Here is a 15,437-nt window from a genome sequence, read left to right as displayed (position 1 = left end):
GATGAAAGAACATGCTAGACTATAAAGTCTTAGTCCATTACCACAATCCTACTGGAGATTATTTCTCCTATGATATGTGGCAGTGGCAAATAAACCAATGGGGAAAGGAAGCAGCCTTTTCCAAACTTGATTATTTTGGTATTCAGGGAGAATTATCATTTGAGACCTGGGAGCCCTTAGATCACGCTCATGTGATTATCAAACGTTCAGACTGGTCTAGCCAGTCATGTGACTATCATATTGATTTATTACCTCCTCATCTGCTGACGGAAATTTGGCTGATTGAGGGAGATGCTCAAGTTTATTATTCCCTGCAGGCTGCAACGACAAGTCACCAGTATTCACGCCGGCGTCCGCATAACTTTGATATGGCCCTGAGAACAGACTACTTTGATGAGTGCTGGGGCTATCAAGGCTGGTTGGGACACCGTCAGACGGACGGTGCACATGCTTTCAAAGTTTGGGCACCGACTGCTAAGAAGGTAGAACTAGTAGTCTATGAATCAGCTGCCAATCAAGCTCCTGTTTATAAAATCTTCCCAATGCAAAAAGGAGATCGATATTCTCAAGACCATAAGGAAAACACCATCGGTGTCTGGTCAACTGAAATAGCAGAAGACTTGACCGGCAAAACTTATCACTATCATGTTAGCTTTGAATACCGTAATTTTTATACTCGCGATCCTTATACCATTGCGACCAGTCCAGATGGCAAGCGCTCAGCGATTCTTGGAGCGGATGAGACAGAAGTAGCTGGTTTTCAAGTTCTGCAAGGCAAAGAAGCTTTCTGGCGCTTGGATAATCCAAATCAAGCAGTGATTTATGAGATGCACATTCGGGATTTGACCAAGTCGGAGACTTCAGGCGTGGATAGTCAGCTGCGCGGGACCTTCTTGGGAGCCTTTCAAAAAGGCACTACCAATCATCAAGGGCAAAAGACAGGCTTTGACTATATCAGTGATTTAGGCGTTAATGTCGTCCAGCTTCAGCCTGTCTCTGACCGTCACAAGGACTATGATGAAAATGGAGAGCTAATCTACAACTGGGGCTATGACCCGCAGAATTATCATGCTCCGGAGACGAGCTTTTCCAGCAATCCTGCTGACCCAGCGCAGGCCATCCGTGATTTGAAAACGATGATTCAGGCCTACCATGATGCGGGGATTTCTGTGACATTGGATGTTGTCTACAATCACATCTACTCGACCTATGATTCTGCTTTCCAAGCTACGGTACCAGATTATTACTATCGGATGAATCCTAACGGCTCTTTCCAAAATGGAACCGGAGTGGGGAGTGAGACGGCCAGCGAGCATGAGATGTTTCGCAAGTTTATGATTGACTCTCTGCTCTACTGGGTAAAGGAGTTCAATGTAGATGGCTTCCGCTTCGACCTGATGGGAATTCATGATGTAGAAACGATGAATGCCATTCGTCAAGCTATGGATGAGGTGGATCCGAGAATCCTGCTCTATGGAGAAGGCTGGGATATGGGAACGGGTCTGAGACCGGAAGATAAAGCCAAAAAGGACAATGCTTATCAGTTGCCGCGGATTGGATTTTTCAATGATACAGAGCGGGATGCGGTCAAAGGTGCAGAAGTTTATGGTGGCATCAAGGCTGGTTTTGTTAGTGGTCAGGCGACGGAGGATATCGTCGCTAAGTCTATCCTTGGCAGCAGGGAACTAGGCAGCTATCACAGTCCTGATCAAGTCCTTAACTACGTGGAGGCTCACGACAATTTCAACTTACATGATTTGCTTGCGGAGCTGCATCCCGACGATGATGTTCTGACTCGCACCAAGCGTATTGAGCTGGCAACTGCTATGAACCTCCTCATGCAAGGTATGGCATTCATGGAGGTTGGACAGGAATTTTCTCGTACTAAGCTTGTAGCTACGGGGGAAGACGGCCAAGTCCTGCATAGCGATCGCGAAAGGGCTATGAACAGCTACAATGCGCCAGATGCAGTCAATCAAGTGAATTGGGATATTTTGCAGGACCATCAAGAGAGTATTGATTTTATCAAGGACATCATTCGCCTCAAGACAAGCTGCAAGGCCTTTTCTTATCAGGCTTATGAAGATATTTACAAGCATGTCTTTGTCCAATCAGCCGAGCAGGGCAGTGGTTTGATTATCTTTGAGATTAAGGATGACAAGCATTATCAAGTCATATTTAATGCCAGCGGCCTGCCCTATTATCTGCCTAATGCAGATAAGCTGCGTCTCATAGTGGGCAATAGCCGTCATAAGAAGCCTTTCTATGTTGAAAATCTGACGGTTTCTGTTTTTGAAGTTATTCAATAAGTTATTAGCTACAAGAAAAGCCTTAAGTCCATTGGACTTAAGGCTTTTGCTATCTATGGATTGGCTGTGGAGCTAGAGCTGGAAGAGCTCGAGTCTTCCTGACTGCTGTCTTCGTCGCTGCTGCTAGTTTGGAACTGCTCTGGATGCAGTGCACGATAGCTTGGCGAATTAAAGAGGTCCACAGTGGAGACATTGCCTCGTTTAGAGTAAAGACTGGTTGATTGGTCACCTTTTTCCTTTTCAATAGCCAATAAGGCTTTCATTGAATTAAGATAAGAGTAATCTTTAGGGTTGACCTTGCCTAAGTCATTTCCCTTGTAGAAGCGAATCAAGTCGCCGGTCTGAATAGCGTCACTCATCTTCAGCTGAGTATTGGCAGCATTGCGAATCTCATCCAGCTCCTTCTTGATGGTTTCGTCAGGATTGGTAATTTCCTCACCGGTCTGGGTGTAGTAGGTCCGTCCGTTGAAGCTAGTGTATTTTGGAGTGACAAAGTTATTGCTGGATCGGAAGGCTGTGATTTGCTGATGCTGAGATGACAGCAGGTCTTGTCCAACTTGAAGGTAGTTCTTAGAGTCAATGCCCAGCAAATGCTCCAATGTTGGCAGCATATCCACTTGACCGCCGTAGGTATCAATGATCTTTCCTTTGTCCATATCAGGCACCACGACCATGTAAGGCACGCGCTGCATCATGGCATTGTCATAATTAGACCAAGTCTCAGAGGATTTGCCTACAAGAGGGGCCAAGTTAGGATTGCGGGTTTGGGAAATTCCAAAGTGATCCCCATAGAGAACGATAATAGAGTTGTCATAGAGGCCGGATTCTTTGAGATAGTCAAACAAGGCCTTGACAGAAGAATCTAGATAGTTGGCAGTGGCAAAGTAGCCGTTGATGGTTTCATCCTTGGTCTTAGCCAGAGGGAATCCAATCTCGTCGCCAATCAAGCTAGTTGTGTAAGGATAGTGATTGGAAACCGTGATATACTTAGCATAGAAAGGCTGCTGCAGGTGTTCCAGATATTTGATGGAATCTTTCAGCATAATCTTGTCGTTCAAGCCGTACTGGAAGGAGTTGGTGTCGTCCTGCTTGGTAAAGTAAGACGCATCGAAGAAATAGTTATAACCCCATTGCTTGTAAGCTGTATTGCGGTTCCAGAAACTTCCAGTATTTCCATGGAAAACAGCAGAAGTATAGTCGCCGTTTTTGGAAAGAATAAAAGGTGCAGCTTGCTGGGTATTGGTACCGCCGTAGTTAACCATGAAGGAGCCTTGATTGAGACCAAAGAGCCCAGTTTCAATCATGGTTTCAGCATCAGAAGTCTTACCAGCCTTGACCTGGTTGAAGACATTAGAGAAAGCCAGAGTCGAATTGGAGTGGTAGAGGGAATTGAGGAAAGGTGTCACCTCGTACTCTTTCCCATCTGCCTGCAGCTTATAGTCAATCAGGAACTGCTGGAAGCTTTCCAGATGGACGTAGATGACATTGCGACCCTTGGCAATCCCGTAATATTCTGGATTTGGTTCCGCATAGTGGGATTGGATATATTCTGTTACTGGTTCCAAGTCTTTTTCAGAAGCTTTGGAGCGCTCGCGATTGGCGGTATATGTCTGGTTAGCACTGTAACCTAGAAAGGCTGGCAAGCCCAGAGCCCGAACGACATAATAGTTGGAAAATCCACGTGACAAGAGCTCAGGCCGGTCAATTTCAGCCAAGAAAAGGTTGGCTGAGAATAGCATGGCAGACAGGGATGTCACAGCAAAGCTGGCGCGTTTATTGAAAGGCCTGTCATCCATGCGGATGTATTTCTTAAAGAATAAGAAGGCCAAAATCGGGAAATCAATCAGATAAAGAATATCCCAAGGGCGGAAGAGTTCAAGTGCTGCCTCCCCAAGACCAGCTGAAACGCTGCTAGAAGCTAGCATAGTGTTTACTGTGACAAAGTCACTGAACTCGCGGTAGTAAATGGAGTTAGATACCAGCCAAGCAAAGAGGAGCAGATAGATTCCGAAGGCTAGGCTGTAGAATAATTTAGTTCGTTTTACATAAAGTGCTAGTCCTAGCAGCAAGAGGCTGATAGGGAAAGGGTTGATAATAGCTAAAAATACTTGATAGGCACCTTGAATATCAAGGTTAAAATCAATCGTATAGGCCCACATGGTTTTTATCCAATAGAGGATCAGTAAAATCAAGACAAAACCTAGTCTTGTACTCATGAAGTTGAGTAAATTCTTGGTTATTTTTTTCACAAAAAGTTACTTCCTTGTCTTATTTCCTAAAAATTTTCTCCTCTAAGTATAACATAATTTCTCCAGTTAAGGAAAATTTGAGCCGCATTTGAGATATTTTAAATCGGTGAAATTGTAATATTTCTATAAAAGCCTTATCCTCTCTATGGAGAGGTTTATAGTCGTTTTGCACTTGTTTGTGAAATCTTTTATTAACTCAAATGTAAAATATGTTTTGAGAATTTTCACAATCTTTGGTATAATATAATTTATGAATAAACTTACTGTTACTCAAGAGGCAGAAGAAAAACTGAGAAAGGGCATTCTTTTATTAGATAAAAAGGATTTTGGCGCTCTTTCGCTTCAGAATCAATGTGTGGAGCTGCAAAACCGTCAGGGAAAGTTCTTAGGCACAGCTTATCTCTCTCCGCAGAATAAAGGAGTAGGCTGGCTGATTTCCCAGAAGAAGGTAGAGCTGAATCCTGCTTTTTTTCAAGACCTCTTTGAGCAGGCTAAGAGCAGACGTTCTACTTATTTCCATTCGTCTGACACGACAGCCTTTCGACTCTTTAATCAAGAGGGGGATGGCTTCGGTGGCTTCACAGTGGATTTCTACAATGATTTTGCGCTCTTTTCTTGGTACAATGACTTTGTCTTTGCTATCAAGGATCAGATTCTGACAGCCTTCGCTATGGTTTTCCCAGAAATTCAGGGAGCTTATGAAAAGATTCGTTTCAAGGGTTTGAACTACGAATCAGCCCATCTCTACGGAGCAGAAGCGCCAGCAACCTTCACAGTCTTGGAGAACGGTGTTCGCTATCAGGTTTTTTTGAATGAGGGGCTCATGACCGGTATCTTTCTGGATCAGCACGATGTGCGTGCCAGTCTGGTAGATGGTCTGGCTGCTGGTAAAAGTTTACTCAATATGTTTTCCTATACAGCTGCTTTTTCAGTGGCAGCAGCCATGGGCGGTGCCAGTCAGACAGTATCAGTTGATTTGGCCAAGCGCAGCCGTGAGCTGTCAGAAGCTCATTTTCTGGCCAATGGTCTGACACTGGATCAGCATTGCTTTCAGGTGATGGATGTCTTTGATTATTTCAAGTACGCTAAGCGTCACGATCTAAGTTTTGATGTCATTGTCATAGATCCGCCCAGCTTTGCTAGAAATAAGAAGCGGACATTCTCAGTTGCTAAAGATTATCATCGTTTGGTTGCACAAGCTTTGGAAATCTTGAATCCTCAGGGAATCATGATTTTAAGTACCAATGCAGCTAATCTTTCCAAAAGTAAGTTTAAACAAGAAATTGAAAAAGGTTTTGCCGGCAGAAAGCACCGCTATCTTGCGGAGTATGGCTTGCCAGCAGACTTTGTCTATAATAAAAAAGACGGGAGCAGTAATTACCTCAAGGTATTTACAATAAAGGTGGACCAATGAAATTAGTCGTTTCTGTAATGCCCAAGAGTTTAGAAGAAGCTCAAGAAATTGATGTATCACGCTATGAAGAAGCAGATATTATTGAGTGGCGGGCAGAATTTTTTGCCAAGGATGACATTTTAAATGTTGCGCCAGCTATTTTTGAAAAATTTGCTGGACGTGAATTGATTTTCACCTTGCGGACCCGTCAGGAAGGCGGAGAAATCGAACTATCCGATGATGAATACGTAGCTCTCATCAAGGAAGTAGCCGGTTTTTACCAGCCGGATTATATCGACTTTGAATATTTCTCTCACAAGGGGAAATTTGAAGAAATGCTGGAGTTTCCTAATCTGGTGCTGAGCTACCACAACTTTGAGGAGACGCCTGAAAATATGATGGAAATCCTGTCTGAGCTGACTTCTCTGACCCCTAAGGTGGTCAAGGTTTCTGTCATGGCTCACAATGAGCAGGATGTGTTGGACTTGATGAACTATACTCGCGGTTTCAAGACTTTGAATCCTGAGCAAGATTTTGTCACCATTTCCATGGGAAAAGTCGGCAAGATTTCACGCATTGCGGCTGATTTGACAGGTTCCAGTTGGTCATTTGCCAGTCAGGAGATGGCGTCAGCACCTGGTCAGATTTCTCTGAGCAATATGAAGAAAATCCAGGAGATTTTGAATGAGAATTAATGGCCACACCCGCATGGCTGCTGTGGTTGCCAAGCCAATTAAGCACAGTATTTCTCCTCTTATTCACAATATGGCTTTTGAAAAGACTGGTGTCAATGGTGTCTATCTAGCTTGGGAAGTAGAAGCGAAGGATCTGCAGGCCAGTATAGAAAATATCCGCAGATACGATATGTTTGGTGTCAATCTTTCCATGCCCTATAAGCAGGAAGTGATACCTTATCTGGACGAGCTTGATGTCAGCGCCCGCCTTATCGGAGCAGTCAATACCGTTGTGAATAAAAATGGAATTTTAGTTGGTTATAACACAGATGGCAAGGGATTTTTTAAGAGCTTGCCTTCTTTTGCTATTCGGGGCAAAAAAATGACGATTTTGGGAGCAGGTGGAGCAGCGACAGCGATTATTGCTCAAGCAGCTTTGGACAAGGCAGAGGAAATTTTTGTTTTCACTCGACAGGCTTCCTATGAGAAGATTGTCAGCAAAATGGCAGCTATCAGCCATCAAACCAAGAGTCGTATCCAGGTACTAACTTTGGAAGATGCGGATAGTTTGCAGGATAAAATCAATCAATCAGACCTTCTGGTCAATGGAACTAGTCTAGGCATGGATGGTATCAGCATGCCCCTGCCTGAACAGCTTGAGCTGCCCAGCCAGATTTTAGTTGCGGATGTTATCTACCAACCTTTTGAAACGCCCTTTCTCAAATGGGCCAGAAATCAAAATGTCTCAGCGGTCAATGGACTTGGTATGCTGCTTTATCAAGGAGCAGAAGCCTTTGAGCTTTGGACTGGCAAAACCATGCCCAGTCAGGAAATTTGGCAGTGTTTAGAAGAATTGTATAAATAAGGAGGCGCTTATGAAACTGAATGTGAATCTCCCGCATCATCCCTATGATATTCTCATCAAAAAGGGGTCTTTATCTCAGGCTGGAAGTTGGCTGAGTCAGCTTTGGCAGCCTCAGAAGGTAGTTATCGTCACGGACAATCGAGTGGCTCGACTCTATGCGGAAAAGATCAAGCTGAGCTTGGAAGCGGCTGGGTTTGAAGCCTTTGTCTTTGACTTTTTGGAGGGTGAAGCCAGCAAGAACTTAAAGACTGTCAACAAAGTCTATGAGTTTTTGGTCAAGGTTGGTCTGACTCGCAGCGACGGGATCGTTGCCTTGGGTGGCGGCGTTGTTGGTGATTTGGCAGGCTTTGCCGCTTCGACCTACATGCGGGGCGTTCATTTCGTGCAGGTTCCGACCAGTCTGACAGCTCAAGTGGACTCCTCTATCGGTGGTAAGACAGGTGTCAATACACCCTGGGCCAAGAATATGGTCGGGACTTTTACCCAGCCTGACGGAGTTCTGATTGACCCTGAAGTCTTGCAGACCTTGGGCCAGCGGGAATTGATTGAAGGCATGGGCGAGGTGGTCAAGTACGGCTTGATTGAGGATAAGGAACTCTGGGATGAGATGTCAGAAATGGATGGCAGTCCAGAGTCGATTTTGGAGCATGCAGAGAGCATCATCTACCATTCCTGCGATGTCAAGCGTAAGATTGTGGTCGAGGACGAGCTGGATAATGGCGTCCGCCTCTATCTGAACTTCGGCCATACTATTGGGCACGCTATTGAAGCGACAGCAGGCTACGGAAAAGTCATGCACGGTGAAGCTGTGGCGATTGGCATGGTACAGGTTTCTCGTGTCGCTGAAAAGAAAGGCCTCATGCCAGCCGGAATCACAGAAGACATTATCCGCATGTGTCAGAAGTTTGGCTTGCCAGTGGATTACCAGCCTTGGGATGAAAATGCTCTCTATCAGGCACTGACCCATGATAAGAAGGCTAGAGGCAACTCTATCAAGCTAGTACTGGTGCCTGAGCTGGGTTCGGCTAGTATTCACCAGATTCCGCTGGAAGAGATGAAAGAATTTCTGAAGAAATAAGTGCCAGATGGAGTTTAAGACGATTGGACAGTTTGGATAATAAATAGACAGGTTGTCCATATCTTTCCATCCCAGAAATAGGAGAAAATGTATGAGATACTTAACAGCAGGAGAATCGCACGGACCACGTCTGACAGCTATTATTGAGGGAGTGCCAGCTGGTCTTCCTTTGACCGCTGACTATATCAATGCTGAGCTCAAGCGCCGTCAGGGTGGTTACGGCCGTGGTGCCCGCATGAAGATTGAGAGCGACCAAGTCGAGATTACATCTGGTGTTCGGCATGGCTTGACCATGGGCGGTCCGATTACCCTCAATGTCACGAATCTGGATCATCAGAAGTGGCTGGAGATTATGAGCGCGGCAGATGTGGATGAAAAGAAAAAAGGGCTGCGCAAGATTACCAAACCACGCCCTGGCCATGCTGACTTGGTTGGTGGTATGAAATACCGCTTTGATGATTTGCGAAATTCTCTGGAGCGTTCTTCTGCCCGCGAAACGACCATGCGTGTAGCAGTCGGAGCAGTAGCCAAGCGCTTGCTGGAAGAAATTGGTGTAGAGGTGACCAGTCATATCGTAACCTTTGGTGGCATTGATATTGATGTGCCGAACGACCTGACTGTAGCAGAAATCAAGGAAAGAGCTGCCCAGTCAGAGGTTTCCATTGTCAATCCCGAGCGCGAAGAAGAGATTAAGGCCTTTATTGATCAGATTAAGAAAGACGGGGATACTATCGGTGGTGTCATTGAGACTGTCGTTGGCGGTGTTCCGGTTGGTCTGGGCTCCTATGTCCAATGGGACAAGAAGCTGGATGCCAAGATTGCTCAGGGAATCGTGTCCATCAATGCTTTCAAGGGAGTTGAGTTTGGCGTGGGCTTTGAAGCCGGCCGTCTCAAGGGCAGTCAAGTCATGGATGAAATCCTCTGGTCCGAGGAAGATGGCTTCACTCGCAGGACCAATAATCTAGGCGGCTTTGAGGGCGGTATGACCAATGGTCAGCCAATCGTAGTGCGCGGTGTTATGAAGCCCATTCCAACCCTTTACAAGCCACTGATGAGTGTGGATATTGAGACCCACGAGCCTTATAAGGCGACAGTGGAGCGGAGCGATCCTACGGCTCTGCCAGCGGCGGGTGTAGTTATGGAAAGTGTGGTGGCGACAGTTTTAGCCACCGAAGTCTTGGAGAAGTTCTCTTCGGACAATCTGGAAGAACTAAAGGATGCGGTAGCTCGCCATCGGGAATTTGTCAAGAACTTTTAGAAGAGAGGAGTTGGCATGGAGAGAAAAACGGTCTATATCGCAGGCCTGGGACTGATTGGAGCTTCCTTAGCTCTGGGAATCAGGCGAGCTCATCCTGAGATAGAGATTCTTGGCTATAATCGCAGTGAAGAATCGCGCAGAGTTACCTTGGAACGTGGAATGGTAGACCGGGTAACGGATGATTTTGCCGCCTTTGCTCCATTGGCTGATGTGATTATTCTGGCTGTGCCCATCAAGCAGACCATAGCATTTATCAAGGAGCTATCAGATCTGGAACTGAAGGAAAATGTTATCATCTCAGATGCTGGATCGACCAAGGCAGAGATTGTGGCAGCAGCAGAAAAGTACCTGAAGAATAAGCCCGTCCGCTTTGTCGGAGCTCATCCTATGGCCGGAAGTCACAAGACCGGAGCCAAGGCTGCCCATGTCACTCTCTTTGAAAATGCCTATTATATCTTCACGCCCTCTAGCCTGACCAAGCCTGGTACGCTTGAGAAAATGAAAGACTTGCTAAGTGGTCTTCATGCCCGCTTTATCCAGGTGGATGCAGCTGAGCACGACCGAGTGACCAGTCAAATCAGCCATTTTCCGCATATCCTAGCCTCCAGCCTTATGGAGCAAGCGGCAGCTTATAGTCAGGAGCATGAGCTGACTCAGTCTTTTGCAGCCGGTGGTTTTCGAGATATGACGCGGATTGCGGAGAGTGAGCCGGGTATGTGGACCTCTATCCTCTTGACAAATCCTCAAGCTATCTTGGAGCGGCTGGAAGATTTTAAAAACCAGTTAGACAAGGTTGCCGCAGCGATTGAGGCTAAGGACGAGACAGCTATCTGGGAATTTTTCGATCGAGGACGGCAAAGCCGTAAGCAGATGGAAATTCATAAACGGGCTGGTGTGGACAGTTTTTATGACCTCTTTATTGAGGTGCCCGATGAAGAAGATGCGATTTTGGGTATTTTGGAGCTCCTGCGCGGAATTTCAGTTGTCAATATTCGTATCAACGAGGAAAACCGAGAAGATATCAATGGTATTCTGCAAATCACCTTTAAAAATCACCAAGATTTGGAAAAATCTGCTAAAATAGTAAGAGAAAACACGGATTACCTAGTGTCCGTAGACTAATATAGATTGGAGAATTCTATGTCAAATATTTATGATTTAGCCAATGAACTGAGCAGAAATCTGCGTGATTTACCTGAGTACAAGGCAGTCGCAGAAAGAAAGAAAGCAGTGGATGCTGATAGCGAAGCGAAGGCTATTTTTACAGATTATCTGGCTTTCCAGCAGGAGTTGCAACAGCTGGCTCAAACTGGTCAGGTGCCGACTCAGGAGGTGCAGGACAAGATGACTTCCTTTGGTGAGAAGATTCAGGGCAATGCTGTTCTTTCTGAATTCTTCAATAAGCAGCAGCAACTGTCCATCTATCTGGCGGACATTGAGCGTATTATCTTTGAACCGGTGCAGGATTTGCTTAAGTAAGCTAAAAAAAGAAGAATCTGGGCTGAATACCTGGATTCTTTTTGCTGCGGCTAGGATTCCAGAAATTTTAAGAATTTCTGGTCTTTTTATGATAAAATAAGAAGCAACAAAGGAAAGTACGAGGTCATCTATGAAATTATCAACCAATGTAAGAGGCCTGAAGGGCCGTATCCGCGTACCTGGAGATAAATCTATCAGCCACCGTTCCATTATTTTTGGCAGTTTGGCCAAGGGGGTCACTACTGTTCGCGACATTTTGCGAGGAGAAGATGTGCTGTCTACCATGCAGGTTTTTCGTGACTTAGGCGTGCAGATTGAGGACGATGGAAATTTAGTCAAGATTCATGGCGTAGGATTTGAAGGCCTGCAAGTACCGAAAAATAAGCTGGATATGGGCAATTCTGGAACGTCTATCCGTTTGATTTCTGGTGTTTTGGCCGGTCAGGATTTCAAAGCGGAGATGTTTGGTGACGACAGTCTATCCAAGCGCCCTATGGATCGGGTGACCATTCCTCTGCGGCAGATGGGAGTCGAGATTGCTGGTCGGACTGAGCGTGATTTACCACCGCTCAAGATGAAGGGCAGTAGGGAACTGAAGTCTATTCATTATCAGCTGCCAGTGGCTTCTGCTCAGGTTAAGTCGGCCTTGATTTTTGCTGCTCTGCAGGCTCAGGGAGAGTCGGTTATTATAGAAAAGGAAATCACCCGTAATCATACAGAAGATATGATTGCCCAGTTTGGTGGGCAGATTGAGGTCAAGGGTAAGGAAATTCGCATTCAGGGTGGTCAGGAATTCACTGCTCAGGAAGTGACGGTTCCAGGTGACATTTCCAGTGCGGCCTTCTGGCTGGTAGCTGGATTGATTGTGCCGGACTCTAAGATCGTTTTAGAAAATGTTGGCATCAATGAAACTCGCACAGGTATTCTAGAAGTGATAGAGGCTATGGGCGGACGGATGACGCTGTCAGATGTCGATCCAGTAGCCAAGTCTGCAACCATCACCGTTGAGACGTCTGTGCTTAAGGGCACTGAGATTGGCGGCGAGATTATCCCGCGCTTGATTGATGAGTTGCCGATTATTGCGCTTCTGGCGACGCAGGCTCAGGGACGAACTGTCATTCGTGATGCAGAGGAACTCAAGGTCAAGGAAACCGACCGGATCCAGGTAGTGGCAGACGCGCTCAATAGCATGGGCGCAGCTATTACCCCGACGGAAGACGGCATGATTATTGAAGGGAAAACACCTCTCCACGGCGCTCAGATCAATACCTTGGGAGACCATCGCATCGGGATGATGACGGCAATTGCTGCTTTGTTGGCTCAAAGTGGTCAGGTAGAACTTGAGCGGTCTGAAGCTATTAAGACCAGCTATCCAAGTTTCTTCAGCGACTTGGAGGGCTTGATACATGGCTAAGATATTGCTGGGCTTTATGGGAGCCGGAAAATCCACAGTAGCCAGAGGCTTAGCCCAAGATTTTGTCGATATGGATGAACTGCTCTGCCAGCGGCTAGGCATGTCTATCAAGGACTATTTTGACCAGCATGGTGAAGCGGCCTTTCGGGCTGCTGAATCCCAACTCTTAGCTGAGTTGATCGATACGGACTTGGTCGTCTCAACTGGCGGTGGTGTAGTCGTCAGCCCTGAAAATCGCAGATTGCTGGCTCAGAATGCTGACAATATCTACCTGAAAGCAGATTTTGAAACGCTCTATCAGAGAATCCAGCAGGATGCTGAGCAGGAACGGCCCTTGTTCTTAAATCAGAGCAAGTCAGACTTACAGCAAATTTTTGAGCAGCGTCAGGCTTGGTATGAGGAAGTGGCGACCCAGATTGTCGATACGAGGCTCAAAAGCCTGCAGGAAATTATTGAGGAAATTCAATGAAAATAGCATTTTTAGGTCCCAGAGGCTCCTTTTCTCACCATGTAGCCCAAGCTGCTTTCCCCAGCGAGGACTTGGTGTCCTATCAGAATATCACCGAGGTCATGAAGGCTTATGAGGCTAGAGAAGTGGATTACTCGGTCGTTCCGGTGGAAAATTCCATTGAAGGCAGTGTCCACGAGACTTTGGACTATCTCTTTCATCAGGCAGACATTCAGGCAGTGGCTGAGATTGTACAGCCCATCAAGCAGCAGCTCTTGGTGACCGATTTGGAGAAGCCGATCGAGAAGATATTTTCTCATCCGCAGGCTATTGCCCAAGGAAAGAAATACATCCGCCAGCATTATCCGCAGGCTGCCATTGAGGTGACAGCTAGTACGGCCTATGCAGCTCGTTTTGTAGCAGAACATCCTGAAAAGAATTTTGCGGCTATTGCCCCGCGCACGGCTGCAGCAGAATACGGGCTCAAAGTAGCAGCCAGCGACATTCAGGAAATGGAAGAAAATTATACCCGCTTCTGGATTCTAGGTCATGAGGTGCCTGAGCTTGAACTGGTTAAGACAGGAGACAAGCAGACACTGGCCTTGACCCTGCCGGACAATCTGCCTGGTGCCCTCTATAAGGCTTTGTCGACCTTTGCTTGGCGTGGGATTGACCTGACCAAGATTGAGAGCCGGCCTCTAAAAACGGCTCTGGGAGAGTATTTTTTCATTATTGACATTGACAACGAGCAGAAAAAATTGTCGGATTTTGCCTATCAAGAGTTGACAAGTCTTGGAATTACTTATAAAATTTTTGGTAGCTACAGTGTGTTTCTGATTCAGGACCAGTAGCAGTAGATTGGAGAAGAGATGAAGAAACCAGAAAATCTTAGCCATCATGAACAGCTCCGCTTAGATTATCTCTATAAAAATTATTATTATCTAAACGATAAAGAAAAGAAAGAATTTGACTATTTGCGTCAGAAGTCCAAGGGGATTGGCAGTTCAGCCAGTGCGCCGGACCATGAAGAGCAGCCGCATACAGTTAGTGACGCCTATGAGCAAGAGCCTGTTGAAATGGATTCTTCTGGCCTCTTGCCCAAGTACCCTGAGCGTTCTTCTCGCAGCAGAAGGCAAAAGAAGGCATCGGAAGCTCTGGAAGGAGCTGGTCTGGGACAAGACAAGCCCAAGAAACCCCGCAAAAAAATTCGTTTGAAACGGATTTTGCTTTGGGCAGGGATTTTCCTGCTGATGGTCTTGGGGGGCATGATTTTCATGTTTATCAAAGGCTTGACGACAGCTCATAATGGCAATTCTAAGCCAGCAGAAACGGAATTCTTTGACGGCAAGGATACTAAGGACGGAGTGAATATCCTCATTCTCGGAACAGATGGCCGGGTTGGTGATGACTCAACTGAGACACGGACTGACTCCATTATGGTCTTGAATGTTGGTAATAAGGACCACAAGGTGAAATTGGTCAGCTTTATGCGTGATACCCTTATTCACATCGATGGAGTCAGCAATGAGTACTCAGACCCATCGCAGGCAGATTACTATGACCAAAAGCTCAATTCAGCCTATACGATTGGTGAGCAAAACCACAACCGCGGTGCAGACTATGTCCGCCAGATGCTCAAAGATAATTTTGATCTGGACATCAAATATTATGCACTGGTGGATTTCCAGACCTTTGCGACAGCTATTGACACGCTTTTCCCAAATGGTGTCAGCATGAATGCCCAGTTCTCAACGATTGATGGGGAGAAAGTGACTGAAGTTGAAGTGCCAGATGATTTGAATATGAAAGACGGTGTGGTGCCTAATCAAACAATCAAGGTCGGTCAGCAGCAGATGGATGGTCGGACCTTGCTCAACTACGCTCGCTTCCGTAAGGATGACGAGGGAGACTTTGGCCGGACCCGCCGCCAGCAGGAAGTCTTGACAGCTGTTTTCCAGCAGGTCAAAGATCCGACTAAGCTCTTTACCGGATCAGAGGCTCTTGGTAAGGTCTTTGCCTTGACTTCTACCAATGTGCCTTACAGTTTCCTTTTGACTAACGGTCTCTCTATGGCAGGAGATTCCCGCAATGGAGTTGAGCGCCTGACGATTCCGGAAAATGGCGACTGGGTGGATACCTATGACATGTATGGTGGCCAAGGGCTATTGATTGACTTTGAAGCCTATAAAGAAAGACTGCAGCAAATGGGTCTCAGATAAGATATATGATATAATGAAAGGTAGGACGATGTCCTGCCTTTTCTTTTGGGA

General features: G+C 46.1%; 13 protein-coding genes. 12 read left to right on the top strand and 1 reads right to left on the bottom strand.

What is annotated here, in order from left to right; translation table 11 throughout:
- The first annotated feature begins 11 nt into the window (after positions 1-11).
- Entirely contained in the window at positions 12-2,309 is a 2,298-nt protein-coding gene (gene pulA / locus SSV_RS06785) for a type I pullulanase (RefSeq protein ID WP_072074208.1), read from the top strand.
- Positions 2,310-2,362: 53 nt separating this feature from the next.
- Here pulA and SSV_RS06780 read toward each other — a convergent pair whose 3' ends face one another.
- The gene (locus tag SSV_RS06780) at positions 2,363-4,558 is read right to left on the bottom strand and encodes an LTA synthase family protein (RefSeq protein WP_072074207.1); all 2,196 of its coding nucleotides are present in this window, start codon (positions 4,556-4,558) and stop codon (positions 2,363-2,365) included.
- Between the two features lie 250 nt (positions 4,559-4,808).
- Between SSV_RS06780 and SSV_RS06775 the strand changes: the two genes are divergently transcribed.
- From SSV_RS06775 to SSV_RS06720, 11 genes are all read left to right on the top strand, one after another.
- Entirely contained in the window at positions 4,809-5,972 is a 1,164-nt protein-coding gene (locus SSV_RS06775; RefSeq protein ID WP_072074206.1) for a class I SAM-dependent rRNA methyltransferase, read from the top strand.
- Positions 5,969-6,646, top strand: a complete 678-nt coding sequence (aroD, locus tag SSV_RS06770; RefSeq protein WP_072074205.1) for a type I 3-dehydroquinate dehydratase — start codon at positions 5,969-5,971, stop codon at positions 6,644-6,646. Before SSV_RS06775 ends, aroD begins: the two co-directional genes overlap by 4 nt.
- Positions 6,636-7,490: a shikimate dehydrogenase gene (locus tag SSV_RS06765; RefSeq protein ID WP_072074204.1), complete on the top strand. Its 855-nt coding sequence runs from the start codon at positions 6,636-6,638 to the stop codon at positions 7,488-7,490. Before aroD ends, SSV_RS06765 begins: the two co-directional genes overlap by 11 nt.
- Positions 7,491-7,500: 10 nt before the next feature.
- The gene (gene aroB, locus SSV_RS06760) at positions 7,501-8,568 is read left to right on the top strand and encodes a 3-dehydroquinate synthase (protein WP_072074203.1); all 1,068 of its coding nucleotides are present in this window, start codon (positions 7,501-7,503) and stop codon (positions 8,566-8,568) included.
- Between the two features lie 91 nt (positions 8,569-8,659).
- Positions 8,660-9,826: a chorismate synthase gene (gene aroC, locus SSV_RS06755; RefSeq protein ID WP_072074202.1), complete on the top strand. Its 1,167-nt coding sequence runs from the start codon at positions 8,660-8,662 to the stop codon at positions 9,824-9,826.
- A gap of 15 nt (positions 9,827-9,841) precedes the next feature.
- On the top strand, positions 9,842-10,948 hold the full coding sequence (locus SSV_RS06750; RefSeq protein WP_072074201.1) for a prephenate dehydrogenase: 1,107 nt from the start codon (positions 9,842-9,844) through the stop codon (positions 10,946-10,948).
- A gap of 18 nt (positions 10,949-10,966) precedes the next feature.
- A complete protein-coding gene (locus SSV_RS06745; protein ID WP_072074200.1) occupies positions 10,967-11,305 on the top strand; it encodes a YlbF/YmcA family competence regulator in 339 nt (112 codons plus the stop codon).
- A 130-nt stretch (positions 11,306-11,435) separates the two neighbouring features.
- On the top strand, positions 11,436-12,719 hold the full coding sequence (gene aroA, locus SSV_RS06735) for a 3-phosphoshikimate 1-carboxyvinyltransferase (RefSeq protein WP_072074199.1): 1,284 nt from the start codon (positions 11,436-11,438) through the stop codon (positions 12,717-12,719).
- Entirely contained in the window at positions 12,712-13,188 is a 477-nt protein-coding gene (locus SSV_RS06730) for a shikimate kinase (protein WP_072074198.1), read from the top strand. The genes aroA and SSV_RS06730 overlap by 8 nt, the downstream gene beginning before the upstream one ends.
- Positions 13,185-14,018: a prephenate dehydratase gene (pheA, locus tag SSV_RS06725; RefSeq protein WP_072074197.1), complete on the top strand. Its 834-nt coding sequence runs from the start codon at positions 13,185-13,187 to the stop codon at positions 14,016-14,018. Before SSV_RS06730 ends, pheA begins: the two co-directional genes overlap by 4 nt.
- A gap of 18 nt (positions 14,019-14,036) precedes the next feature.
- The gene (locus SSV_RS06720; RefSeq protein WP_072074196.1) at positions 14,037-15,386 is read left to right on the top strand and encodes an LCP family protein; all 1,350 of its coding nucleotides are present in this window, start codon (positions 14,037-14,039) and stop codon (positions 15,384-15,386) included.
- The last annotated feature ends 51 nt before the right edge of the window (positions 15,387-15,437 follow it).

The sequence above is a fragment of the Streptococcus sanguinis genome (assembly GCF_001078705.1).
In the GTDB taxonomy this organism is placed as follows: domain Bacteria; phylum Bacillota; class Bacilli; order Lactobacillales; family Streptococcaceae; genus Streptococcus; species Streptococcus sanguinis_D.
Note: the sequence above shows the minus strand (reverse complement) of the source record. Positions and strands in the feature narration are given on the sequence as shown.

What these genes read in the sequence shown, in the direction of transcription:
- pulA (WP_072074208.1), top strand. Translation starts at nt 12, where the DNA reads ATGCTAGACTATAAAGTCTTAGTCCATTACCACAATCCTACTGGAGAT.
- SSV_RS06775 (WP_072074206.1), top strand. Translation starts at nt 4,809, where the DNA reads ATGAATAAACTTACTGTTACTCAAGAGGCAGAAGAAAAACTGAGAAAG.
- aroD (WP_072074205.1), top strand. Translation starts at nt 5,969, where the DNA reads ATGAAATTAGTCGTTTCTGTAATGCCCAAGAGTTTAGAAGAAGCTCAA.
- SSV_RS06765 (WP_072074204.1), top strand. Translation starts at nt 6,636, where the DNA reads ATGAGAATTAATGGCCACACCCGCATGGCTGCTGTGGTTGCCAAGCCA.
- aroB (WP_072074203.1), top strand. Translation starts at nt 7,501, where the DNA reads ATGAAACTGAATGTGAATCTCCCGCATCATCCCTATGATATTCTCATC.
- aroC (WP_072074202.1), top strand. Translation starts at nt 8,660, where the DNA reads ATGAGATACTTAACAGCAGGAGAATCGCACGGACCACGTCTGACAGCT.
- SSV_RS06750 (WP_072074201.1), top strand. Translation starts at nt 9,842, where the DNA reads ATGGAGAGAAAAACGGTCTATATCGCAGGCCTGGGACTGATTGGAGCT.
- SSV_RS06745 (WP_072074200.1), top strand. Translation starts at nt 10,967, where the DNA reads ATGTCAAATATTTATGATTTAGCCAATGAACTGAGCAGAAATCTGCGT.
- aroA (WP_072074199.1), top strand. Translation starts at nt 11,436, where the DNA reads ATGAAATTATCAACCAATGTAAGAGGCCTGAAGGGCCGTATCCGCGTA.
- SSV_RS06730 (WP_072074198.1), top strand. Translation starts at nt 12,712, where the DNA reads ATGGCTAAGATATTGCTGGGCTTTATGGGAGCCGGAAAATCCACAGTA.
- pheA (WP_072074197.1), top strand. Translation starts at nt 13,185, where the DNA reads ATGAAAATAGCATTTTTAGGTCCCAGAGGCTCCTTTTCTCACCATGTA.
- SSV_RS06720 (WP_072074196.1), top strand. Translation starts at nt 14,037, where the DNA reads ATGAAGAAACCAGAAAATCTTAGCCATCATGAACAGCTCCGCTTAGAT.